The sequence below is a fragment of the Nocardioides bizhenqiangii genome, from assembly GCF_034661235.1.
In the GTDB taxonomy this organism is placed as follows: domain Bacteria; phylum Actinomycetota; class Actinomycetes; order Propionibacteriales; family Nocardioidaceae; genus Nocardioides; species Nocardioides bizhenqiangii.
This window is the reverse complement of sequence record NZ_CP141059.1, coordinates 4,327,592-4,348,511: the sequence shown is the minus strand read 5'-3', so window position 1 is coordinate 4,348,511 and position 20,920 is coordinate 4,327,592. Positions and strand designations below refer to the sequence as shown.

General features: G+C 70.9%; 26 protein-coding genes. 17 read left to right on the top strand and 9 right to left on the bottom strand.

The features are described from left to right. Positions 1–95 precede the first annotated feature (95 nt). Both SHK19_RS21070 and SHK19_RS21065 read left to right on the top strand, forming a co-directional pair. Complete coding sequence (locus SHK19_RS21070; RefSeq protein WP_322454435.1) at positions 96–1,049, top strand: hydroxymethylglutaryl-CoA lyase; 954 nt, start codon at positions 96–98, stop codon at positions 1,047–1,049. Further along, entirely contained in the window at positions 1,046–2,143 is a 1,098-nt protein-coding gene (locus SHK19_RS21065; RefSeq protein ID WP_322454436.1) for a hypothetical protein, read from the top strand. Before SHK19_RS21070 ends, SHK19_RS21065 begins: the two co-directional genes overlap by 4 nt. Before the next feature lie 158 nt (positions 2,144–2,301). Here the strand turns inward: SHK19_RS21065 and SHK19_RS21060 are convergent, their stop codons facing one another. Further along, positions 2,302–3,000, bottom strand: coding sequence for an EcsC family protein (locus SHK19_RS21060; protein WP_322937375.1), 699 nt, complete (start codon positions 2,998–3,000; stop codon positions 2,302–2,304). Positions 3,001–3,060: 60 nt separating this feature from the next. Here SHK19_RS21060 and aat point away from each other — a divergent pair, with 60 nt between their 5' ends. The 4 genes from aat to SHK19_RS21040 all read left to right on the top strand — a co-directional run bounded on the left by aat (position 3,061) and on the right by SHK19_RS21040 (position 5,488). Beyond that, the gene (gene aat / locus SHK19_RS21055) at positions 3,061–3,837 is read left to right on the top strand and encodes a leucyl/phenylalanyl-tRNA--protein transferase (protein WP_322937374.1); all 777 of its coding nucleotides are present in this window, start codon (positions 3,061–3,063) and stop codon (positions 3,835–3,837) included. Between the two features lie 84 nt (positions 3,838–3,921). Continuing rightward, a complete protein-coding gene (locus SHK19_RS21050) occupies positions 3,922–4,335 on the top strand; it encodes a hypothetical protein (protein ID WP_322454439.1) in 414 nt (137 codons plus the stop codon). Positions 4,336–4,404: 69 nt separating this feature from the next. Continuing rightward, positions 4,405–4,902 (top strand): hypothetical protein, encoded by a 498-nt coding sequence (locus SHK19_RS21045; protein ID WP_322937373.1) that lies wholly within the window; start codon positions 4,405–4,407, stop codon positions 4,900–4,902. Between the two features lie 37 nt (positions 4,903–4,939). Next, the gene (locus SHK19_RS21040; protein ID WP_322937372.1) at positions 4,940–5,488 is read left to right on the top strand and encodes a hypothetical protein; all 549 of its coding nucleotides are present in this window, start codon (positions 4,940–4,942) and stop codon (positions 5,486–5,488) included. Between the two features lie 9 nt (positions 5,489–5,497). On the opposite strand, the gene SHK19_RS21035 is transcribed toward SHK19_RS21040, so the two are convergent. Both SHK19_RS21035 and SHK19_RS21030 read right to left on the bottom strand, forming a co-directional pair. Further along, on the bottom strand, positions 5,498–5,833 hold the full coding sequence (locus SHK19_RS21035; RefSeq protein WP_322454442.1) for a rhodanese-like domain-containing protein: 336 nt from the start codon (positions 5,831–5,833) through the stop codon (positions 5,498–5,500). A gap of 31 nt (positions 5,834–5,864) precedes the next feature. After that, the gene (locus SHK19_RS21030; protein WP_322937371.1) at positions 5,865–6,743 is read right to left on the bottom strand and encodes an Fpg/Nei family DNA glycosylase; all 879 of its coding nucleotides are present in this window, start codon (positions 6,741–6,743) and stop codon (positions 5,865–5,867) included. 105 nt (positions 6,744–6,848) lie between these two features. Here SHK19_RS21030 and SHK19_RS21025 point away from each other — a divergent pair, with 105 nt between their 5' ends. The 3 genes from SHK19_RS21025 to SHK19_RS21015 all read left to right on the top strand — a co-directional run bounded on the left by SHK19_RS21025 (position 6,849) and on the right by SHK19_RS21015 (position 9,196). Continuing rightward, a complete protein-coding gene (locus tag SHK19_RS21025; RefSeq protein ID WP_322454444.1) occupies positions 6,849–7,622 on the top strand; it encodes a hypothetical protein in 774 nt (257 codons plus the stop codon). 60 nt (positions 7,623–7,682) lie between these two features. After that, positions 7,683–7,934 (top strand): hypothetical protein, encoded by a 252-nt coding sequence (locus tag SHK19_RS21020; RefSeq protein ID WP_322937370.1) that lies wholly within the window; start codon positions 7,683–7,685, stop codon positions 7,932–7,934. A 71-nt stretch (positions 7,935–8,005) separates the two neighbouring features. Further along, positions 8,006–9,196, top strand: coding sequence for an ATP-binding protein (locus tag SHK19_RS21015; protein ID WP_322454446.1), 1,191 nt, complete (start codon positions 8,006–8,008; stop codon positions 9,194–9,196). Between the two features lie 33 nt (positions 9,197–9,229). Here the strand turns inward: SHK19_RS21015 and SHK19_RS21010 are convergent, their stop codons facing one another. Further along, the gene (locus tag SHK19_RS21010) at positions 9,230–10,009 is read right to left on the bottom strand and encodes a hypothetical protein (RefSeq protein ID WP_322454447.1); all 780 of its coding nucleotides are present in this window, start codon (positions 10,007–10,009) and stop codon (positions 9,230–9,232) included. Positions 10,010–10,138: 129 nt separating this feature from the next. On the opposite strand from SHK19_RS21010, the gene SHK19_RS21005 reads away from it, so the two are divergent. After that, the gene (locus SHK19_RS21005) at positions 10,139–11,236 is read left to right on the top strand and encodes a sensor histidine kinase (RefSeq protein ID WP_322454448.1); all 1,098 of its coding nucleotides are present in this window, start codon (positions 10,139–10,141) and stop codon (positions 11,234–11,236) included. After that, positions 11,233–11,907: a response regulator transcription factor gene (locus SHK19_RS21000; RefSeq protein ID WP_322454449.1), complete on the top strand. Its 675-nt coding sequence runs from the start codon at positions 11,233–11,235 to the stop codon at positions 11,905–11,907. Before SHK19_RS21005 ends, SHK19_RS21000 begins: the two co-directional genes overlap by 4 nt. Positions 11,908–11,985: 78 nt before the next feature. Here SHK19_RS21000 and SHK19_RS20995 read toward each other — a convergent pair whose 3' ends face one another. Next, complete coding sequence (locus SHK19_RS20995) at positions 11,986–13,302, bottom strand: hemolysin family protein (RefSeq protein ID WP_322937369.1); 1,317 nt, start codon at positions 13,300–13,302, stop codon at positions 11,986–11,988. A gap of 69 nt (positions 13,303–13,371) precedes the next feature. Next, positions 13,372–14,688, bottom strand: coding sequence for an aspartate aminotransferase family protein (locus SHK19_RS20990; protein WP_322937368.1), 1,317 nt, complete (start codon positions 14,686–14,688; stop codon positions 13,372–13,374). Positions 14,689–14,832: 144 nt separating this feature from the next. On the opposite strand from SHK19_RS20990, the gene SHK19_RS20985 reads away from it, so the two are divergent. Beyond that, the gene (locus tag SHK19_RS20985) at positions 14,833–15,552 is read left to right on the top strand and encodes a winged helix-turn-helix transcriptional regulator (protein ID WP_322454452.1); all 720 of its coding nucleotides are present in this window, start codon (positions 14,833–14,835) and stop codon (positions 15,550–15,552) included. Here SHK19_RS20985 and SHK19_RS20980 read toward each other — a convergent pair. Further along, entirely contained in the window at positions 15,486–16,277 is a 792-nt protein-coding gene (locus SHK19_RS20980) for a putative protein N(5)-glutamine methyltransferase (RefSeq protein WP_322454453.1), read from the bottom strand. The genes SHK19_RS20985 and SHK19_RS20980 overlap by 67 nt on opposite strands. An 84-nt stretch (positions 16,278–16,361) precedes the next feature. On the opposite strand from SHK19_RS20980, the gene SHK19_RS20975 reads away from it, so the two are divergent. Together SHK19_RS20975 and SHK19_RS20970 are read left to right on the top strand one after the other, a co-directional pair. Continuing rightward, positions 16,362–16,982 carry a ClpP family protease gene (locus tag SHK19_RS20975; protein WP_322454454.1) on the top strand — a complete coding sequence of 207 codons (621 nt, stop codon included), beginning with the start codon at positions 16,362–16,364 and terminating at the stop codon, positions 16,980–16,982. Beyond that, complete coding sequence (locus tag SHK19_RS20970) at positions 16,979–17,575, top strand: ClpP family protease (RefSeq protein ID WP_322454455.1); 597 nt, start codon at positions 16,979–16,981, stop codon at positions 17,573–17,575. Before SHK19_RS20975 ends, SHK19_RS20970 begins: the two co-directional genes overlap by 4 nt. Positions 17,576–17,585: 10 nt before the next feature. Here SHK19_RS20970 and SHK19_RS20965 read toward each other — a convergent pair whose 3' ends face one another. Both SHK19_RS20965 and SHK19_RS20960 read right to left on the bottom strand, forming a co-directional pair. Further along, positions 17,586–17,825: a PspC domain-containing protein gene (locus tag SHK19_RS20965; RefSeq protein WP_322454456.1), complete on the bottom strand. Its 240-nt coding sequence runs from the start codon at positions 17,823–17,825 to the stop codon at positions 17,586–17,588. Positions 17,826–17,893: 68 nt separating this feature from the next. Continuing rightward, positions 17,894–18,196 carry a helix-turn-helix domain-containing protein gene (locus SHK19_RS20960; RefSeq protein ID WP_322937367.1) on the bottom strand — a complete coding sequence of 101 codons (303 nt, stop codon included), beginning with the start codon at positions 18,194–18,196 and terminating at the stop codon, positions 17,894–17,896. Between the two features lie 104 nt (positions 18,197–18,300). On the opposite strand from SHK19_RS20960, the gene SHK19_RS20955 reads away from it, so the two are divergent. Genes SHK19_RS20955 through SHK19_RS20945 form a run of 3 tightly spaced genes read left to right on the top strand, consistent with a single transcriptional unit; the run spans position 18,301 to position 20,889 of the window. Beyond that, on the top strand, positions 18,301–19,098 hold the full coding sequence (locus SHK19_RS20955) for a glycerophosphodiester phosphodiesterase (protein ID WP_322454458.1): 798 nt from the start codon (positions 18,301–18,303) through the stop codon (positions 19,096–19,098). A 24-nt stretch (positions 19,099–19,122) separates the two neighbouring features. Next, complete coding sequence (locus SHK19_RS20950; protein WP_322937366.1) at positions 19,123–20,064, top strand: DUF5926 family protein; 942 nt, start codon at positions 19,123–19,125, stop codon at positions 20,062–20,064. 33 nt (positions 20,065–20,097) lie between these two features. Beyond that, complete coding sequence (locus SHK19_RS20945) at positions 20,098–20,889, top strand: HAD-IIA family hydrolase (RefSeq protein WP_322938719.1); 792 nt, start codon at positions 20,098–20,100, stop codon at positions 20,887–20,889. Positions 20,890–20,920: the final 31 nt, after the last annotated feature.

The window sequence follows — 20,920 nt, the reverse complement described above, 5'->3', positions numbered from 1 at the left end:
GATGGCCATTCGAAATGACACAGATGGCCACCGGCGGCGGCCATCTTCGTCAACTCGACGGGCCATCCTTGTCGATTCAACGGGAGGGGAGAGGCATGAGTGAGCTTCCACTACCGATGGTGGTGCCCGAGCCTGGCCTGCCGACGAAGGTGACGATCTACGAGGTCGGCGCTCGCGACGGCCTGCAGAACGAGCAGGCGCTGCTGCCGACGGAGGTGAAGGCGGAGTTCGTACGACGACTCCTCGCCGCCGGGCTCCCGATCGTGGAGGCGACCAGCTTCGTGCACCCGAAGTGGGTGCCCCAGCTCGCGGACGCCGCCGAGCTGATGACCGGCCTCACCGCGGAGCTCGGCGACACCGCGCGCGCCCTCCCGGTCCTGGTGCCCAACGACCGGGGGCTCGACCGCGCCCTCGCCCTCGGCCTGCGCCACATCGCGGTGTTCGCGTCGGCGACGGAGACGTTCGCAGCGAAGAACCTCAACCGCACGCTCGAGTCCCAGTTCGAGATGTTCGAGCCGACGATCGGGCGGGCGCTCGCCGCCGGGCTCGACGTCCGCGGCTACGTCTCGATGTGCTTCGGCGACCCGTGGGAGGGTCCGGTGCCGGTCGAGCAGGTCGTCACCGTCGGCCGGCGGCTGCTCGAGCTCGGCTGCCACCAGCTCAGCCTCGGCGACACCATCGGTGTCGCGACCGCCGGTCACGTGCCGGCGCTGATCGCCGGCTTCGCCGGTGCCGGGATCGGCACGGACCGGCTCGCCCTCCACTTCCACGACACCTACGGCCAGGCGCTCACCAACGTCCACGCCGGGCTGCAGGCCGGCGTCACGACGTACGACGCCTCCGCCGGCGGTCTCGGCGGCTGTCCCTACGCCAGGAGCGCGACGGGCAACCTCGCCACCGAGGACCTGGTGTGGTTCCTCACCGGCCTCGGGATCGAGCACGGCGTCGACCTGCGGGCCGTCGTCGAGACCAGCACCTGGATGGCGGGTCACCTCGGACGGCCCAGCCCGTCGGCCGTGGTGCGCGCGCTGGCACAATCACCCGCATGACCAGGGTCGTCCACCTGCACATCGGTGCTCCGAAGACGGGGACGACCTACATCCAGACCCGGCTGGGTCGGAACACCAAGACCCTGGCCGAGCACGGGGTCCACTTCCCGTCGACGTCGCGGCTCTCCCGGCCGGAGCTGTCCCAGTTCCGCGCGGCGCTCGACCTGACCGAGCAGGACTGGGGTGGCGCCGCGGGTCACGCCGAAGGCGCATGGGACGCGCTGATGCGGCGCACCCGCCGGCTCGACGGCAACGTGATCATCAGCCACGAGATCCTCGCTCCCGCGCACTCGAAGGTGATCGAGCGCGCGATGAAGGACCTCGCCGGCAGCGAGGTGCACATCGTCTACTCCGCGCGCGACCTGGCCCGGCAGCTGGCCGCCGCGTGGCAGGAGAGCGTCAAGCAGGGGCGCGCCTGGTCGTTCCGCAAGTTCCTCCGCCGGTCGCGGATGGGCAAGCCGTTCATGATGCAGGCCTTCGACATCCCCGACGTGCTGTCGGCGTGGGGCGTCGCCGTACCGCCGGAGCGCATCCACCTCGTCGTCGTACCCGCCCGGCGTCAGAACGGCGCCGACCAGGTCGACACCCTCTGGAAGCGGATGTGCCAGGCGTTCGAGATCGACCCCGACTGGGCGCCGCTCGACAGCGAGGTGACGAACAAGTCGCTCGGCGTCGCCGAGACCCAGGTCTTGCGGCACCTCAACCAGGCGCTCGGCCGCAAGGTCGCCCGCGAGGGCGACTACGACGACCTGCTCCGCCGGATGGTCGCCGACGGCACCCTCTTCCACCACCGCTCCGCTCCGGTCACGCTCCGGCCGGACAACTACGACTGGGTCGAGGAGCGCACCGAGCGGTCACTGGAGTGGATCGTGGCGAGCGGCATCGACGTGATCGGCGACCTCGACGAGCTCCGCCCGCAACGGCCGGACCCCGACCAGCGCTGGCACAACCCCGACCGGGTCCGGAGCCGGGCGATCACCCAAGCAGCGATCAGCGCGCTCGGCAGCATGACCGCGGAGGCCGCCCGTCGGCCCGACCCCCACGGCCTCGCCGTCCGCGCCACCCGCGAGATCAAGCGCCGCCTCGAGCCCTGACTGGTTCGCTCGTCGAGTAGCCCGAGCGCTCAGCGCGAGGGCGTATCGAGACGCCGCAACTGAGGCCGCTCACCGTCGGGCGGTCGTCTCACCGGGTCTCGATACGCCGGTCGGTGGTGCGCTCGTTCCTCGCGCCATTCGGCGACCGCCTTCGTTCCTCAGGCGGTCCCCCGGCGCTGAAGGAACTCGCGGGCGGCGTACCGGCCGACCTTCCAGGTGCCGTAGCCGTCGACGCCGGCGCCGACGACGCCGCCGACGACGGGGACCCGCCTGCCGATGTTCGTGGCGATCTGCTTGCCGAGCACCCGGCCGATCAGGTCGCTGGCGACGGCGCTGGTGATGGCCTGGTCGAGCGCGGGGTCGTGGGACGGCGCCAGCGCCAGCGCCATCGGCGGTGCCGGCAGCTCCATCTTCCTCACCATCTTCTTCACCATGTCCTCACCGAGGATGGTCACCAGGATCGCGTTGCGGACCCGCGGGTCGTCGAGGTCGTAGCCCCGCAGGTGGGCGATGCCCGCGATCATCCGGCACTGGATCAGCGCCAGCCCGCTGATGTTCGCCGGCGTCAGCACGGCGGCCGTGACGAGCCCGCCGACGTTGGCGAGCAGCCCTCCGACGCTGGCGTACCCGACGTGGTTCTCGATCACCTCGTGGACGGCCTTGTCGACCTGTCCGTGCTGCTCGCGCAGCTGCGCCTCGGCCGCCTCCGCTGCCGGCGCCAGTGGTCCGACACCGACGATCGCTCGGTGCAGCGCCTCGCGCACGAACGAGGAGGTGACGCCCGGTGCGAGCGCGGGGAACCTCGGTACGACGACGCGGGCTGCCTGGCCCGCCAGTGCGCGCTTGACGCTTGCCATGCCTCAAGCGTAGGCGTGCCGCCTGAGCCCGGCTCCGGGGGACGTCGTACCGTCACCTCGATGGACCACCCGAACGATCGACCGGGGCCGGTCGAGCCGCCGCCGACGCCGTGGGAGCTCCCCTCCCGCGAGCAGCTGGCCGCGCTCGAGACCGACGACGACCTGGTCGCGGTCGGCGCCGATCTCGCTCCCGGCACGGTGCTGGCTGCCTATCGTCGGGGGACCTTTCCGATGCCGGAGCCGCCGCGACTCCGGCTCCGGTCCCGCACCCCGCCGGCGGTGGGTTGGTGGTGTCCCGCTGACCGCGGCGTGCTGAGGCTCGACCGGCTGCGGGTCTCGCGTTCGCTCCGGCGGGCGGTGCGGGACTTCGAGATCCGCGTCGACACCGTCTTCGACGAGGTGGTCGCCGCGTGCGGTGACCCTCGCCGCCCCGGCGCCTGGATCGATGCGGAGATCCGCGCGGCGTACGGCGAGCTCCACCGCCTCGGCTGGGCGCACTCGGTCGAGGCGTGGCAGGACGGCCGGCTTGCCGGCGGTCTGTACGGCGTGGCGATCGGGGGGCTGTTCGCCGGGGAGTCGATGTTCTACCGCGTGCGGGACGCGTCGAAGGTCGCGCTCGTCGCGCTGGTGGAGCGGTTGGCCGACGAGCACGCGCGCGACCGGCTGATCGACGTCCAGTGGTCCACGCCGCACCTCCAGAGCCTCGGCGTGGAGGAGATCCCGCGGCGCGCGTACCTCGAGCAGCTGCCCGGTTTGCTGGGCGTTCCGCTCCCCGCCGCGTTTGCGCAACTCGCCGGTGGGGGAGAAAGCCTTCCGGCGACCGGTGGGCATCAATAGTCTGCGTGTTGCGGGCCGACTCGGTTCGGTCGCTGTCTCCGACCCGGTGCACGCGGCACCGCGTCCCCTCGAAAGGAAACCCGCATGACCAGGATCAAGCGCGCTACCGGCGCTGCCGGCGCGGCCGTGCTCCTCGCGTTCTCCCTCACCGCTTGCGGCGGAGCTCCCGACGACGCCTCGGAAGAGGACTTCTGCGAGGTTGCCAACAGCATCCCCGCTGATGCCGATGTCGACGCCATCCACGACTGGGCCGACGACGCCGAGGAGACCGGCACGCCTGAGGACATCCCCGAGGACGCCCGGGAGGGATTCGAGCTCCTGGTCGACATCGCGAAGGACGTCGACGAGGACGACCTGGAGAACGAAGACTTCCTCGACGACCTGTCCAGCGAGGAGGAGGAGCAGTTCACGGCTTACGGCACGTACGTCGCGGAGACCTGCGGTGGCGCAGACGTTCCTACCGAGGACCTCCCGACGGAAGAGCTCACGACCGAGTGACCTGACCGCTCTCCTGTGCGGCCGGCCCCGACCGGGGCCGGCCGCGCTGCCCACCGGAAGGACTCCGGCATGACCCGCCGCACCCGCTCAGCCCGGAACGTCGCAGCAGGCTGCGTTGCCGTGCTCGCGTTCTCCCTCGGCGCCTGCGGCGGAGACTCCGGGGACTCCGGGGACTCGCCCGGCGACGACGGGCCGCCGACCGACGCGTCGCAGGCGGACTACTGCGAGGTCATCAACGACCCTGCGTACTTCGAGGACCTGGATGCGGACTCCGAGGACCAGGAGATCGTCGACGCGATCCAGGCGATCGCCGACGACCTGAGGGAGGTCGGCACCCCCGAGGACATCCCGGACGACGCCCGCGACGGCTTCGAGATCCAGCTCGACGCCGTCGACGACCTGGAGGCGGACGACATCGCCGTCGAGGGCGAGGAGGACCCTCTCCTGGCGGGCCTCTCCGACGCCGACAAGGAGAAGGTCGAGGCCTACCGCGCCTACGAGACGGAGACCTGTCCCGACGAGACCGACATCGGGACACCCGACGAGCCGGAGCCGTCGATCTCCTGAGCCGCCCGGTGTTGAGCGGCGTGCCACGATGGCACTGATGCGCTCAGCCCTCCGTTCGCCGCTTGCGACCCTCGTCCCGCTGCTGTTGCTGGTCCCTGTGACCGCGGTGACTGGTGCCTGCTCCTCCGGCACCGACGTCGAGGACGGCGGGCCGACCGTCACCGCGACCGGGCCGGACGAGTCGACGAGCGCTCCGACCGACGAGCCCACCGATGCGGAGACCGACGAGCCGACCAGCACCCCGTCCGATCTGCCCGCCGCGGTGGCGGCGGTGTGCGCGCCGTACGCCATCATGGTCAGGGCCATCAAGAACACCGGCTTCAGCGGGGCCGACCCCGACGACGTCGCCGCTGAGCTCGCCCCGGTGATGAAGGAGTTCGCCGCGCGGGTGCCGGACCTCGAGCGGCCGCGGGGCATGCCTCCCGGGGCCTGGCGCGGGATCGAGGCGCTGGCGGTGCGGATCCTGGCGCTCCCGAACCGGCCCACGTATGCCGAGATCGAGGCCGTCGAACGCGATTTCAGCGAGCAGGAGCGCGACGACGTCGACGCCGCGGCCGACTGGCTCCGGACGAACTGCCCGGTCTGACCGCCGCGGTCAGGCGACGTACGGCGGCGTCCCGGACTCGCTCACGAGAGCCCGGCCGGCCGCCTGCCAGTCGTAGAGCCCGCCGGCCAGGTTGACGACGTCGTAGCCCTGGTGGGCGAGGTAGCCAGCGACCTGCGCCGAGCGGCTGCCGACCTTGCACACCACGAGCGTGTGCGCGTCGGGGAGCTCACCGAGCCGGTCGGGCAGCTCCATCATCGGGATGTGCAGCGCGCCGTCGATGTGGCCGGCGTCCCACTCGAACTGCTCGCGTACGTCGAGCACGGCGAGGTCGTCGGGCAGCGGGTCGGGCACGGCCTCGATCGCGACGGTCGGGATGCCGTTCATCGGGTCAGGCCGTCCTTCATCGTTGTCAGCCTCACTTGAGGAGCTTGCTCATCCGGCGGTCCGCCAGCGGTTTGCCGCCGGTCTGGCAGGTCGGGCAGTACTGCAGGCTCGAGTCGGCGAACGAGACCTCGCGCACGGTGTCACCGCAGACCGGGCATGCCTGACCGGTGCGCCCGTGCACGGCGAGGTTCGACTTCTTCTCGGCCTTCAGCTCACTCGCGGCCAGTCCGCGGGACCGGTCGACCGCGTCCCCCAAGGTGTCCTTGACCGCGGCGTACAGCGTCGCGAGCTCGTCCTCGGTGAGGCTGTTGGCCGGCTTGAACGGACTCATCCGCGCGGCGTGCAGGATCTCGTCGGAGTAGGCGTTGCCGATGCCGGCGATGGTGCCCTGGTGGCGGAGCACGCCCTTGATCTGCTTGCGCCCCTCGGACTGCAGGATCGCTGCCAGCGCCTCGCGCGTGAAGGCGTCGTCGAGCGGGTCGGGGCCGAGCCGGGCGATGCCCGCGACGTCCGCGGGGGAGCGGACCAGGTAGAGCGCGAGCGACTTCCGGGTGCCGGCCTCGGTGACGTCGAGCCCCGACGTCAGCCCGTCCACCTCGTCGAGCACGACCCGCACCGCGAGCGTCGACTTGGTGCTGGGCTTGGGCGGGATCGCCGGCACCTCGTCGCGCCACCGGACCCAGCCGGCCCGCGCCAGGTGGAACACGAGGTGCAGGCCGCTGGCCTCGATGTCGAGGAACTTGCCGTGCCGTCGTACGTCGTCGACGAGGGCGCCCTCGACCGCCGACAGCGGCGGGTCGTAGGTCTTCAGCGCGCTGAACGCCGCGATGTGGACCTCGGTGATCGCACGACCGGCCAGCCGGCCGCGGAGATCCAGGGCCAGCGCCTCGACCTCGGGCAGCTCAGGCACGGTGCCAGCGTAGAGGAGGGCAATACCTGCATGCGCTGGCAGAGATCCGTGGCACGATGCCGATACCCCGGGTGAGTGGCCCGGTCTGGGAAGCATGGGGACCCCGTGAGTGCACGACGACGGCGCCGCGCAGCGCTCGTGGTGGTCGGTCTTGTCGCGTCGCTCACCGGCTGCGGCGGGGGTGACGGGGCTGACGGCGGTGACGGCGGTGACGGTGACCTGCCCGCACCGCCGGAGGAGGCGCGGACCAACGAGGTCATGGATCTGTCGACCTCGGACGCGCTCGAGCTCGCCGCCGAGGCGATGCGAGACCTTGACGACGTCGTGTACGAGGGCACCCTCTCCGTGTGGCTCCCCGACGAGACGATCGAGGGGCCGGGACGGATGACCATCCTCGCCGACGACACGTGCGAGATGACGCTCGACGCACCCGACCTCGGAGGGCTCACCATGCGCGTCGTCGAGGGCCACACCTTCGTCAAGGGCAATCCGCGGTGGTGGTCCGCCATCGGCGTGCCGGCCTCGGTGGTGCCGGAGCTCGTCGGCAAGTGGCTGGCGGTGCCTGACGAGCAATCGCCGATCGGGGAGGACTGCTACCACGGCAGCCTCGGTACCGCGGCGAACATGGACACCTGCTTCAACGGGGTGGAGAGTGGTGAGGTCGACGGCACGCCGGCGCGGATCATCCAGTGCGGGGCGACCGGTGGCGGCACTCACAAGATGTACATCTCCGCAGTCGGGGACCCGGTCGTCCTCCGACGGATCGGCATCAGCTCTGACCAGCCTTTCGACGTGACCCTGGTCGACAAGGACACCGGCGCATCGATCCGGCGGCCGCCCGAGGGGGATGTCATCGACCCGGGCAACCGGACCGCCTGATCCGCCGCGGGCCGCTGCTGGGCTAGTGACAGGCACGGCCGATCGGCGCATGATGTGGCGATGGCCGCCGTGCGTCCGCTGCCCCGGACGGGCTCGATCTTCTTCGACGCCCGCGGTGACGACCGCGCGCTGCGGGTGAGCTGGCACGAGGAGGCCGACCTCGTCGTCGTCTCGCTGTGGCGCGACAACGTGTGCACCGGGAGCTTCCGGCTCGCCGGCGCCGACGTCCCGGACGTGATCGACACCCTCGTGGAGGCACTCCGGCGCCGGAACGGGACTCCGGCGCAACCGCCGCTGGGTCACGTCGGCTGAACCCGCTGAGAGCGCTGCGACACGCTAGCGGGGTCTAAGGATCCGGCTAGACACCCCGATACGGTCCGATCGTGGACCCGATCCGGAATCCCTACGCGCCCGGCGCCGGCCAGCGGCCGCCCGAGCTCGCCGGCCGCGACGAGCAGCTCACCGCGTTCGACGTGGTGCTCGAGCGGGTCGCCCGCGGTCGCCCCGAGCGGTCGCTCGTCCTCACCGGGCTGCGTGGTGTCGGCAAGACGGTGCTCCTCAACGCGCTGCGCTCGGCCGCGGTCCGCAAGGGGTGGGGCACCGGCAAGCTGGAGGCGCGCCCCGACCAGTCGCTGCGGCGTCCGCTGTCCGGGGCTCTCCACCAGGCGGTCCGGGAGCTCGGCCACCCCAACCCGGACGAGGTCGATCACGTGCTCGGCGTCATCCGCTCCTTCGCCGAGCGCGAGGCCGGCGCCGACGCGAAGCTCAAGGACAGGTGGAGCCCCGGCATCGCGGTGCCGGCGGTGCGCGGCCGCGCCGATTCCGGGGACATCGAGATCGACCTGGTCGAGCTGCTCTCCGACGTGGGCGGCCTCGCGGCCGACAAGGGCCTCGGGGTCGCGGTCTTCATCGACGAGATGCAGGACGTCGGCGCGGCCGACGTGTCGGCGCTCTGCGCCGCCTGTCACGAGCTCAGCCAGAGCGGCCTGCCGGTCATCGTGGTCGGCGCGGGGCTCCCGCACCTGCCCGCGGTCCTCTCGGCGTCGAAGTCCTACTCCGAGCGGCTCTTCTCCTACCAGCGGATCGACCGGCTGAGCCGCGAGGCCGCCGACCGGGCGCTGGCGGCGCCGGCGGCCGAGGAGGACGCCGAGTACGACGACGCCGCGCTGGCCGCGCTGTACGACGCGACCGGTGGCTATCCCTACTTCATCCAGGCCTACGGCAAGGCGGTGTGGGACCTGGCGCCGCGCTCGCCGATCAGCGCGGACGACGTCGCGGTCGCCGCTCCCGAGGCCGAGCGCGAGCTCGCCGTCGGGTTCTTCGGGTCGCGCTATGACCGCGCGACGCCGGGCGAGCGCGACTACCTGCGTGCGATGGCGGACGCCCACTCCGGTGCGGACCCGGTCGGAGCCGTCGCCACCGCCGACGTCGCCAGCGTGCTCGGCAAGAAGCCGCAGTCGCTCTCACCCGCGCGCGACAGCCTGCTCAAGAAGGGGCTGATCTACTCCGGGGAGCGCGGACGGATCGCGTTCACCGTGCCGCACTTCGGGCGCTACCTGCGCACCCAGGGCTGATCGCGGGCCAGGCACTCGACCGAGGAGGGTCGGTCAGCCGAGGGGACGACCGGTGACGGACTCGTAGAGGTCGGCCGCGGCGTCGGCGAGGACCGCAGGTGACACCAGCGGGTCCTCGCCCACGACGAAGAGCTCGTGCAGCACCACGCCGTCGACGAAGACGATCTCGACGCCGGTGACGGGCTCGCCCTCGAAGTCGCCGGTGATGACCACAGCGTCGGCATCGGGCACTCGAGGGACCTCGAGAGGGACTGCCTCAGCACCGCGAGGGGGTGCGGAGTTGGAGGCGAAGAGGCGCTCGGCCTCGTCACCTGCCTGCTCGGCGGTGGCGAACTCCTCGGCGACCGAGAACCCCTGTCCGAACGCCTTCCCTTCAGGCGCGAAGGTCTGGGTGACGCCTCGGACCAGTCCGCGTTCGCGGAGCTCTTCAGGCTTGTGCTGGTGCGCCTTGGCGAAGGCGGCGACGCCCTGCACCGTCGCCGTTCCGTCGGCGTCGAACCCGGCGATCTCGGTCAGCACGTGCTCGTCGAGGGTGAGGGTGACTTCACGATCGGGCTGCGTGGCGGTCCCGCTGCCATCGGAGGCACGATCCTCGTCGGGGGCTGCGCAGGAGGTCAGCGCGAGCACGCCGCAGGCCACGGTGGAAGCGGTCCAACGGACCATCCCCGCGCGGTTCATGGCATGGCCCGGTTGCGGATTCCCACGGCGACCGTCGCTAGGGCGATGGTCATCAGGATCGACCAGAGCACGGTGTCCCAGGGCGAATGTCGGCTTGGTCCGGAGTGTCGTCCGGTCGAGCGAAGTGGTGGTCATGAAGGGAGGCTAGGAATGGGCTGCCGGCCGCGACCACCGCGCGACGGCTGATTCGCATCCTCCTTGAGGAGGTGCGCGATCGTCCTCAAGACGGGCGTGCGCGGCAGCCTCAGGGCCTAGCGTTGTGCCGTGCGGCGCGCCACGACAGGCCTCGATCTCGCCCTCGCCGGGCTGATGACAGTGGCAGCGTGCGCCGAGGTCGTCATCAGCGGTGGCGGCGGAACGGCACTCGGGTTCGGCGTGGCCGCCACGTTGCTGATCGCATTCCGACGCCGGATTCCGTTGGTCACCGCGTGCGGCGTGACGGTGTGCCTGATCGCCGAGTCGGTGTTTGTCGAGCCGCCTGACCGAGCGGTCCCGATGTTCGTCCTCATCCTTGCCAGCTTCTCGGTCGCCGCCCACGCCAACCGCCGGGACGCGGCGTTCGGTTTGTCGTTCCTGAGCTTGGCGATGATCACCACGGGAGCCCTCGATGCCGGTGACGACGTCGCATCGTTGCTTCCCGGCTGGGCGCTGTTCGTGGGCATCCCAGGCGGGGTCGGTGTCGCCTTCCGCAAGCGCACCGGCGACGTAGCGGTCATGGAGGCCAGGGCTGCGGCTGCGGAGGTCGCGGCGCTCGAGGCGGTAGAGGCCGAGCGTCGCCGCCTTGCTCGCGAGCTCCACGATGTGGTGTCCCACGCGGTCACGCTGATCTCGGTCCAGGCCGAGGCCGGTCAGGCGGTGATCGACTCCGATGTCGAGGGGGCGCGCCGCGCCCTGGCCGCGATCGGTGCCGCGAGCCAGGACGCTGTGGCCGAGCTCCACGCGATGCTTGCCCTGCTGCACGAGCCGAGCGACGAGTCAACAGGTTCCACGTCGACCGGACTGGCTGACCTGCCGTCGCTCGTTGCCGGTGTGCGGGCGGCCGGGCTGCGTGTCGAGCTCGTGACGCGAGGGGTGTCCGCCTTGCCTCCGGCTGCCGACCACTGCGCGTTCCGGGTTGTGCAAGAAGGCCTGACCAACGCTCTGCGGCACGAGCGGAACGCGCAGGTGAGGCTGGTGATCGACCACGCGGACGCGGACTCGGCAATCCGGGTGGAGAGTCGCGGGACGCGTCACCAGTCGTCCTACGGCGGGAGCGGGCGGGGGATCGCGGGATTGCGTGAACGGGTCGCCGCAGTCGGCGGTTCGCTCGAGGTTCTCGACCACGACGGCACCTACTGCCTGCAGGCGGTGCTGCCCCGATGAACGCGGCCGACGCAGTCACGGTCGTCGTCGTCGACGACGAGGATCTGGTGCGTGAGGGGCTGGCCGCGATCATCGGCAGCAATCCGGAGTTCAAGGTCGTCGCCATGGCCGCCGACGGCGCGCAAGCGATCGAGGCGGTCCGTCGTACGTCACCTGACGTCGTCCTCATGGACGTGCGGATGCCTGGCATCGACGGCATCGAAGCCACGAAGCGAATCGTCGCAAGTGGCGCCAGCTCTCGGGTTCTCATGCTCACCACGATGGAGACCGATGAGACGGTTGCCGCCGCCTTGTCCGCAGGCGCCACCGGGTTCCTCTTGAAGAGCGTGCCGCGAGAGCAGCTGTGGTGGGGCATCCGGGCGGCCGCCACAGGAGACGCGCTACTGGCGCCCACCATCACCCGCCGACTGATCGAGCAGTACGTCGCGGGCGTCGCAAGGCCCGATGCCCCGACGCTCTCGATCACCGATCGTCAGCGCGATGTCGTGAAGCTAGTTGCTCGCGGGGAGTCGAACGCGGAGATCGCTGCCTCGCTGTTCCTTGCCGAGGCCACGGTGAAGTCGCACATCAGCGACGTGCTCACTCGCCACGGCTTGCGTGACCGCACGCAGCTCGTGGTGCTCGCCTACGAGTCCGGACTGGTGCGGCCAGGCGACGTCACCCAGGGCTGATCGACCGCTTCGAGGTCCTCAGCCCAGACCGAGACCCGGTTCGGCGTCACCGCGGAGATCTGCAGCCGGTTCACGTCGTCAGCCTAGATCCGATCCGCCGCCCGCACTGTCGGGCTCCGACTCGACCGTGCTGATCGCGAGCCGGGTGACCCGCCGACCCTCCACCTCCTCGACCTCGAGGCGGGCAGGCCCTACCTCGACCCCATCGCCGACGTCCGGCAGCCGGCCGAGCCGGGCGATGACGTATCCGGCCGCGGTCTCGTAATCACCGTCGGGCAGCGCGATCCCCGTCGCCTCGGCGAAGTCCTCGATGGTGAGGCCCGCGTCGACCACGGTGGCGGCGCCGGCCTCGTCGAACGCGGCCTCGGGCTCGTCGTACTCGTCGCGGATGTCGCCGACCACCTCCTCGACCAGGTCCTCGAGGGTCACGATGCCGTCGGTGCCGCCGTACTCGTCGACCACGACGGCGAGATGGGTGCCTTCCTGGCGCATGATCGAGACAGTGGGGAGGACGCGGTTGGTGCCGGGGAGGTGGAGCACCTCGCGCTGTACCTCGGCGACGCTGCGCCGATCGTCCTGACCCACGTCGAGGAGGTCGCGGACGTGGAGGAAGCCGGTCACGTCGTCGAAGCCCTCGCCGGTGACGGGGTAGCGCGAGTACTGCTGCCCCGAAACCCACGTGACGGCCTCGACCAGGGGCGTGCTGCCGTCGATGAACGCCACGTCGCCGCGCGGCTGCATGACCTCCTTGAGGGTGCTGTGGGTGGCGGCGAGCACATCGGAGACGATCCGGCGCTCGTCGTCGCCGAGGGTCTCGTGGGTGGTGACGATGTCGCGCAGCTCCTCGTCGCTGACGGCGTCGTTGACGGCGTTCGGGTCGCCGCCGAGGAGCCGGACCAGCGCGTTGGTCGACACCGAGAGCAGCCAGATCACCGGCCGCATCACGGTCGCGAACCGGTCGAGCACCGGCGCGGTCGCGAGCGCGACCGGCACCGGCCGCTGAAGGGCCAGCCGCTTCGGCACCAGCTCGCCGAGCACGAGCGACAGGTAGGCGATCACGAGCGTCATCAGGACGAGTGCGGCAGTGTCGGAGGCTTCCTTGCCGAGGCCGAGGTCGACGAGGTACGGCGCCACGTCGGGCGCGAGCGTCGACCCGCCGTAAGCGGCCGAGAAGAAGCCGGCGACCGTCACGCCGATCTGGACTGCTGACAGGAAGCGGTTGGGGTCTCGTGCGATCGCCGCCACCCGCTCGGCGCGGTGGCCGCGCTGCTCCAACTGGTTGACCTGGCTCTCGCGCAGGGACACGAGGGCGATCTCGGTCGCGGCGAAGACGCCGCCGACGAGGACGAAGACCACGACCAGGGCGAGGCTGAGCCAGGTCTGCGAGTCGATCATGCCCGTTCACCTCCTTGCAGCAATGAAGGTGAACGGGACCGACTTCGAGGATCGTCCATACCCGGAAGTCTAGGAGTGCAGGAACGTATCGACCTCGGCCAGGGCTTCGTCCAGGATGGCCAGTCCGGTTGCGGCGTCGGCGTCGCTCACGTTGAGCGGCGGCGCGACGTGGACGCGGTTGCTCAGGACCATTTGAAGGAGGCCGCGGTCGAGGCATGACTTGCTGAACGCGGCCATCGGAGCGTTCGCCTGGCCGGTGGCACCGACAGGGACGAGCGGTTCCCTGGACTGACGGTCACGCACGAGCTCCAATGTCCACCATCCACCGATGCCGCGGACATCGCCGACGCAGGGATGGTTCTCGGCGATCTTGGCGAGCCCGGGTCCCAGGGTGTCGGCGCCGAGCCGGGCTGCCGACGCCACTGTGCCCTCGCCCCTCATCGCAGTGATGGCACCGACCGCTGATGCGGTGGCGAGCGGATGCCCGCTGTAGGTCATGCCTGCCGGGTAGGGACGCTGCATGAACGTCTCGTAGATCGCATCGCCGACCAGCACCCCTCCCAGGGGCAGGTATCCGGAATTGACGCCCTTGGCGAAGACCAGCAGGTCCGGAGCCACGCCGTCGTGCTCGACGGCGAACCAGGCACCGGTCCGACCGAACCCGACCAGCACCTCATCGGCGATGAAGACGATGCCGTGACGGCTGCACAGCTCCCGGACTCCGCGAAGATAGCCGGCAGGCGGCACGACGCCCCCAGAGCTGCCGGAAACCGGCTCGAGGACCAGTGCAGCGATTGTCGCCGCTCCCTCGAGGAGGATCACCTGCTCGAGATGCGCGAGGGCACGCTCGCACTCCTCCTCAGGCGTGCTCGCACCGAACGCCGACCGGTACAGGAACGGACCGAAGAAGTGGACGACGCCGGCAGTGCCGGTGTCGTTGGCCCAGCGACGGGGATCACCGGTGAGGTGGATCGAGGTCGCCGTGGAGCCGTGGTACGAGCGATACGCGGCAAGCACCTTCGGCCGGCCGGTGTGCAGCCGGGCCATCCGCACGGCGTGCTCGATCGCCTCCGTGCCGCCGGTGGTGAACAGGACGCGGCCCAGCCCCTCGGGCGCGACCTCGACGATCAGCCGGGCCGCTTCGCCGCGGACGTCGGACGCGTATCCGGGGCCCAACGTGCACAACCGGTCTGCCTGGTCCTTGATCGCCGCGACGATGCGGGGGTGCTGGTGACCGAGGTTGGTGAAGGCCAGCTGTGAGCTGAAGTCGAGGTAGCGCCGGCCGTTGGCGTCCACCACATAGCTGCCAGCACCGCCGACAAAGGTCGGCACGGTTCGCGGCCCCTGGATCGTCCAGGGGTGGAAGACCAGTTCGTCGAGCTCCATCGCGCACCTCTCATCGGGTCGGCCGAGCTGCCGTTCCCAATGTCCGGCGCACTCCGAGGTGCCACAAGTTCAATCTCTGAACCCCGGAGGCGGGGTTCAGGAAGTGAACCCAACGCGATGCCTCTCCGGTGAGAGACTGGATCGGTGAGGACCTACGGCCAGTACTGCCCGATCGCGCGCGCGTCGGAGCTGCTCGCCGAGCGTTGGTCGATCATCATCCTTCGCAACATCGTGATCCTGGGGTGCCGGACGTTCAACGAGATCGCGGACGGAGCTCCGGGCCTGTCGCGCGGGCTGTTGTCCAAGCGGCTTCGCGATCTCGAGCGCGCCGGGGTGATCGAGATCCAGCCCAAGCCCGACGGTCGTGGCTCGACGTACGTTCCGACCGAGGCGGGTCGCGAGCTGTCGGCGGTCCTGGTCGCGCTTCAGCACTGGGGATCGAGGTGGGCGGACCTGACGCCCGAGCAGGCGCACCCCGGCGTCGTCCTCTGGATGTGGGCGACGTTCTTCCTCGACCTTGACGTGCTGCCGCAACGGCGTGTGCTGGTCCGCTTCGACTACCCCACGTTGCGTGGGGGAGGAAGCCGCAACTGGCTGCTGATCGAACGAGGCGAGGCCGAGATCTGCGAGAAGCATCCCGGCGGCGAGGAACATCTCGTTGTCATCGTGAACGATCCCGTCGCGTTCGCCCGCTGGCACCTCGGAGAGATTCGATGGGGCGGCGCGCTGCGGTCCGGGGCAATCGAGGTGCAGGGCCCGCGCGGGCTGGCGCGGGCTCTACCCACCTGGCACCGGCATCACGACCAGGGTCCGCAACCCCTCCACGTCGACGCGACCACGGTCGCGTCGCGGTCGTCGTCGTGATGGACCCGGGCGTCCAGACCGGCGCTGGCTAACGCTGCGACCGCTGGCGGGGCTTGGTCGGTGCCGGTTTCGACGAAGACCGTGCCCCCGGGCGCGAGCCAACCGGGAGCGATCGCCGCGAGCCTGCGTACGACGTCCAGCCCGTCGGCACCCCCGTCGACCGTGGCGCGCGGCTCGTGGTCGCGGGACTCCGGGGGCATCAGCGCGATATCCGCGGACGGCACGTAGGGGACGTTGGCGACGAGCACGTCGACCCGGCCGCGCAGCCGTTCGGGGAGCGGCGCGTCGAGGTCGCCGTGGTGCACGGTCCCGCCGACCGGCCCGAGGTTGCGCCGGGCACACGCGACGGCCTCCGGGTCGAGGTCGGCCGCGTGCAGCTCGATGCCGGGGCGCCGGTGCGCCAGTGCGAGGCCGAGGGCACCCGAACCGCAGCAGAGGTCGACGACCACGCCGTCCCCCGTCAGGACCTCCGTGGCGAGATCGACCAGGAAGGTGGTCCGCTGCCGCGGGATGAACACGCCGGGGTCGAGCGCTACCCGGACCCCGGCGAAGTCGACCCAGCCGACGACGTGCTCCAGCGGCTGACCGGCGACCCGGCGCGCGACGAGGGCCTCGAGAAGGCTCCCGTTCGCCGCGTCGAGGAGCAGCCGGGCCTCGTCCTCGGCGAAGACGCACCCGGCGGCCCGGAGGCGCAGCACGAGGTCGTCGTACGCCGCCGTCTTCACGCGGCCGACGGTACCTGCCGACAGCGGATCTGCCTGCGGCAGAACGGCTTGGGTATCCGTCTCCGCCCGACGCACGGTGGAGCCATGACGACTTCCGCACCCGAACGACCACTCCTGATGGTCGACGACCAGCTCACCTCCCGGCTGCTGCAGCAGCGGATCATCGTGCTCGGCCAGGAGGTCGACGACCACGTCGCCAACCGGCTCTGCGCGGCGCTCCTGCTGCTCTCGGCCGAGGACCCGCACCGGGACATCAGCCTCTACATCAACAGTCCCGGCGGCTCGGTGACCGCCGGGCTCGCGATCTACGACACGATGCGGATGATCCCCAACGACGTCAGCACCCTGGCGATGGGACTGGCCGCGAGCATGGGCCAGTTCCTGCTGTCGGCCGGCACTCCCGGGAAGCGCTACGTGCTGCCGCACGCGCGGGTGCTGCTGCACCAGGGCTCCGCCGGGATCGGCGGCACCGCGATCGACATCGAGATCCAGGCCGAGAACCTCGAGCACACCAAGCGGGTGTTGATGGGCCTGATCGCGGAGCACACCGGTCAGCCGGTCGAGCGGGTCGAGAAGGACGCCCTGCGCGACCGGTGGTTCACCGCCGAGGAGGCGAAGGCCTACGGCTTCGTCGACGAGATCCTCACCGACGTCCGCACGGTCGCGCCGACCCGTCCTTCGGTCGCGTTCGGGGATCAGCGATGAGCCAGTACACGATCCCGAGCGTGGTCGAGAAGACCCTGCACGGCGAGCGCGCCGTCGACATCTACAGCCGGCTGCTGAGCGACCGGATCGTCTACATCGGCACCGAGATCGACGACGGTGTCGCCAACGTGGTGATCGCGCAGCTGCTGCACCTGGAGGCCGACAGTCCGGACAGCCCGATCAACATCTACCTCAACTCACCGGGCGGCTCGGTGACGGCGATGCTCGGCATCTACGACACGATGCAGTTCATCAAGGCGCCGGTGGCCACGACCTGCATCGGGCAGGCGGCGTCCTCGGCTGCGGTGCTGCTGGCCGCGGGGGCGCCGGGACGGCGCTCCGTCCTGCCGCGGTCGCGGGTGATCCTGCACCAGCCGTCGGGCGGCGGGCAGGGGACGCTGCCGGACCTGGCCGTGCAGGCCAAGGAGATCGTGCGGCTGCGGGCGACGATGGAGGAGGTGCTCGCCGTGCACACCGGCCAGTCCCTCGAGCAGCTGCGGGAGGACACCGACCGTGACCTGATCCTCGACGCCGAGGGTGCGGTCGCCTACGGGCTCGCGGACATGGTGCTGGCGTCCCGCAAAGCCGCCTGACGGGGAGGGGTCAATCGCCCTCGGGCATCAGGATCCACGCGGCGAGATAGACGATGATCGGGGACCCCGCGCCCAGGACCGTCGCCGCGACCAGCAGGATCCGGATCAGGTTGACGTCGAAGCCGGTGAAGTCGGCGAAGCCGCCGCAGACGCCGGCGACCATCTTGTCGCTGCGGCTGCGCACCAGGAGCGTGCGGGGGCGCGCCGGCTGGGCGGGGACCGGGGGCGGGTAGGGCTCGTAGTTGGTCATACGTCCAGCGTGCCGCGCCGCGGCCGCGGGGACATCGGGGACGGACCCTGGTCGATCCCTGATCCCTGCTACGCGGCGAGGCAGACCGGCCCGTGCAGCCGCCTGGCCGCACGGAGCGTGAGGTCCGCCATCCGCAGCCCGAGCGCGCCGGCCACGGCGGCGAGCACCTCCGAGCTCGGCTCCTTGCGGCCGCGCTCGACCTCCGAGAGGTACTGCACGGAGATGCCGGCCTCCTGCGCGACGTCGGCCAGCGTCCGCTCGCTGTGGTGCCGCTCGTTGCGCAGCTCCTCGCCGGCTGCCTCGCGCCACAGGGGCTCGATCGGCCGGTCGGCCGGTCGCGTCGGCCGGTTGAACTCGATCACGTCACCCATGAGGCGACGCTAGGACGGTCCGGCGCCGGAGGACAGCGTGTTCGCTCCCGGCGTACGACGCGTTGTCCCGCGCCGCGTCGACGACCTGCGGCACACTGCTGCACATGCGGCCGCAGGTCGTCGCCCACCGGGGCGCCAGTCACGAGATCGCCGAGCACACTCTGGGGGCCTACCTCCAAGCCCTCGACGCCGGCGCCGGGGCGCTCGAGTGCGACGTCCGGCTGACCGCCGACGGGCACCTGGTCTGCGTGCACGACCGTGACCTGCGGCGTACCTCCGGCAACCGCGGCCTGGTCTCGACGATGGACCTCGCCGAGCTCAACGACCTCGACTTCTCGAGCTGGAAGAACCCGTGGGCCGACCTCGACGACGAGGCTCCCGACCGCGACGAGGAGCTCGGCAAGGTGCTGACCCTGCGCAAGCTGCTGGAGACGGTCGCCGACTACGAGCGGCCGGTGGAGGTCGCGATCGAGACGAAGCACCCGACCCGGTTCGGCGGACTCGTCGAGAAGCGCCTGGTCGAGATGCTCCACGAGTTCGGCTGGGAGACGCCCGGTTCGCCGGCTCGGGTGATGAGCTTCTCCTTCACCGCCCTGCAACGGGTGGAGCGGCTGGCTCCCGACGTCGAACGGGTGCAGCTCATCGACAAGCCGGCGCTCTGGCCGATGCTGCGACGAGCGATCAGCAGAGACACGATCATGGGGCCGGGCATCAACCTGCTGCGCGACCACCCCCGCGTGGTCGAGAGCATGGGCCGCCGGGATCGTCCGGTGCACGTGTGGACGGTCAACACCGAGTCCGACCTGGAGCTCTGCCTGGCGATGGGGGTGCGGGCGGTGATCACCGACCGTCCGGCATACGTCCTCGACCTGCTCGACCAGCGCGGTGAGGTGGCCGGCTAGGGCGTCCGGATAGGTTCTGGGGCCATGGCCAAGAAGAACCGCGCGAAGACGCGTGCCGCCGAGTCCACCGCGCCCGGCGAGGTCGGTCCGCGCCAGCCGTGCCCGTGCGGCTCGGGCAAGCGCTACAAGGCGTGCCACGGTGCTCCCGGCGGCGGCACCGTGTTCGTGAAGCGTCCGTTCGAGGGGCTCGCGTCCGAGTGCGACCTGGTCGCGATGCGCGAGCTGGTGCCTGCAGCGACGGCGGTCCTGCCGTTGACGGGTGAGTACGCCGGCCGCACCGCCCGGGTCTGCACGCTGCTCCCGATGGCCGCCCCTGCCATGGTCCGCGACAGCGGCGAGGTCTGGCTGGGGCTCCAGGTGCAGCACAACTTCGGCGATCCGTCGCGCGACCTGGCCGCGGTGCTGCTGGCCGCGTTCGACGCCGAGCCCGGCACGCCGATGGTCGGCCTCACCGAGTCGCCGGGCGACGGGCCGCGGCTGCAGGACCTGGTCGCCGACGAGCCGCTCCAGGTCGAGGTGCACGAAGGGTTCGACTACTGGGTGTCGGACGTCGAGGAATCACCCGAGCTGGCGGCGGCGCTCGAGCAGGCACAGGGTGCCGCCTCGCCCACCGCCCGGCTGGCATCGGTGGCGTCGGCGTACTGGACGCACCTGGGCGACAAGGAGTTCCTGCGCTGGGTGATGCCGGAGCCTGAGGACGACCTCCTCGACGCGTTCGCGCGGCTGCACGTCGCCGGCGAGGACCGGGTCGTCGAGGGAGCCCGGCTGATCGGGATGTTCCGCGCCCACGGCGTGGTCGCTCCGGTCTGGGAGCTCCCGGTCGGCACCGGCGTCGAGGGCGTCGAGGACGGTGCTGCCGAGCTCCGCACGCGGCTCGACGCAGCGCTCGCGGTGCAGGAGGACCTGACCACCGAGCAGCGGTCGGCGCGCGCCGGCCTGGCCAACCGTCAGGTGACGATCCGCTAGCGCGTGTACGCCCACAATGGAGGCGTGACCGACATGCGCCCGATCCGAACCTGGCTGACCGACATGGACGGCGTCCTCGTCCGCGAGGAGGACCCGATCCCCGGCGCCACAGACTTCATCGCCGCGCTGCAGGCGGCGTCCGTGCCCTTCCTGCTCCTCACCAACAACTCGATCTACACGCCGCGCGACCTGCGGGTCCGGCTGCTCCGCAGCGGCATCGACGTACCCGAAGAGTCGATCTGGACGTCGGCGCTGGCGACCGCGCAGTTCCTTCACGACCAGCGCCCGGGCGGGTCGGCCTACGTCGTCGGCGAAGCCGGGCTCACCACCGCACTGCACGACATCGGCTATGTGATGACCGAGCGGGAGCCGGACTACGTCGTGCTGGGCGAGACCCGCACCTACTCGTTCGAGTCGATCACCCGCGCGATCCGGCTGATCAACGCGGGAGCACGTTTCATCGCCACCAACCCGGACGCGAGCGGCCCCAGTCCCCAGGGCATGCTCCCCGCTACCGGCTCGGTCGCCGCCCTGATCAGCACGGCCACCGGGCGGTCGCCGTACTTCATCGGGAAGCCCAACCCGCTGATGATGCGGAGCGCGCTCAACCGGATCGAGGCGCACTCCGAGACGACGGCAATGATCGGCGACCGGATGGACACCGACATCATCAGCGGTCTCGAGGCCGGCATGCGAACGATCCTCGTGTCGACCGGCTCCACCCACCCTGACCACGTCGAGCGCTTTCCCTACCGGCCGACCATGGTCGTCAACTCCATCGCCGACGTGGTGCCGATGGTGAGCGCCCGGGAGGAGGAGGCGTAACACCCAGCAGCTGCCGCGAGCACGCAGGGCG

Excerpts from the sequence above, each read along its gene's own strand:
- SHK19_RS20965 (WP_322454456.1), bottom strand. The coding sequence starts at position 17,825 with ATGACCAACTACGAGCCCTACCCGCCCCCGGTCCCCGCCCAGCCGGCG.
- SHK19_RS20945 (WP_322938719.1), top strand. The coding sequence starts at position 20,098 with ATGCGCCCGATCCGAACCTGGCTGACCGACATGGACGGCGTCCTCGTC.
- SHK19_RS20975 (WP_322454454.1), top strand. The coding sequence starts at position 16,362 with ATGACGACTTCCGCACCCGAACGACCACTCCTGATGGTCGACGACCAG.
- SHK19_RS21020 (WP_322937370.1), top strand. The coding sequence starts at position 7,683 with ATGGCCGCCGTGCGTCCGCTGCCCCGGACGGGCTCGATCTTCTTCGAC.
- aat (WP_322937374.1), top strand. The coding sequence starts at position 3,061 with ATGGACCACCCGAACGATCGACCGGGGCCGGTCGAGCCGCCGCCGACG.
- SHK19_RS21050 (WP_322454439.1), top strand. The coding sequence starts at position 3,922 with ATGACCAGGATCAAGCGCGCTACCGGCGCTGCCGGCGCGGCCGTGCTC.
- SHK19_RS21065 (WP_322454436.1), top strand. The coding sequence starts at position 1,046 with ATGACCAGGGTCGTCCACCTGCACATCGGTGCTCCGAAGACGGGGACG.
- SHK19_RS20960 (WP_322937367.1), bottom strand. The coding sequence starts at position 18,196 with ATGGGTGACGTGATCGAGTTCAACCGGCCGACGCGACCGGCCGACCGG.
- SHK19_RS20950 (WP_322937366.1), top strand. The coding sequence starts at position 19,123 with ATGGCCAAGAAGAACCGCGCGAAGACGCGTGCCGCCGAGTCCACCGCG.
- SHK19_RS21035 (WP_322454442.1), bottom strand. The coding sequence starts at position 5,833 with ATGAACGGCATCCCGACCGTCGCGATCGAGGCCGTGCCCGACCCGCTG.
- SHK19_RS21045 (WP_322937373.1), top strand. The coding sequence starts at position 4,405 with ATGACCCGCCGCACCCGCTCAGCCCGGAACGTCGCAGCAGGCTGCGTT.
- SHK19_RS20990 (WP_322937368.1), bottom strand. The coding sequence starts at position 14,688 with ATGGAGCTCGACGAACTGGTCTTCCACCCCTGGACGATCCAGGGGCCG.
- SHK19_RS21010 (WP_322454447.1), bottom strand. The coding sequence starts at position 10,009 with ATGACCACCACTTCGCTCGACCGGACGACACTCCGGACCAAGCCGACA.
- SHK19_RS20970 (WP_322454455.1), top strand. The coding sequence starts at position 16,979 with ATGAGCCAGTACACGATCCCGAGCGTGGTCGAGAAGACCCTGCACGGC.
- SHK19_RS21070 (WP_322454435.1), top strand. The coding sequence starts at position 96 with ATGAGTGAGCTTCCACTACCGATGGTGGTGCCCGAGCCTGGCCTGCCG.
- SHK19_RS21000 (WP_322454449.1), top strand. The coding sequence starts at position 11,233 with ATGAACGCGGCCGACGCAGTCACGGTCGTCGTCGTCGACGACGAGGAT.
- SHK19_RS20955 (WP_322454458.1), top strand. The coding sequence starts at position 18,301 with ATGCGGCCGCAGGTCGTCGCCCACCGGGGCGCCAGTCACGAGATCGCC.
- SHK19_RS20995 (WP_322937369.1), bottom strand. The coding sequence starts at position 13,302 with ATGATCGACTCGCAGACCTGGCTCAGCCTCGCCCTGGTCGTGGTCTTC.
- SHK19_RS21040 (WP_322937372.1), top strand. The coding sequence starts at position 4,940 with ATGCGCTCAGCCCTCCGTTCGCCGCTTGCGACCCTCGTCCCGCTGCTG.
- SHK19_RS21060 (WP_322937375.1), bottom strand. The coding sequence starts at position 3,000 with ATGGCAAGCGTCAAGCGCGCACTGGCGGGCCAGGCAGCCCGCGTCGTC.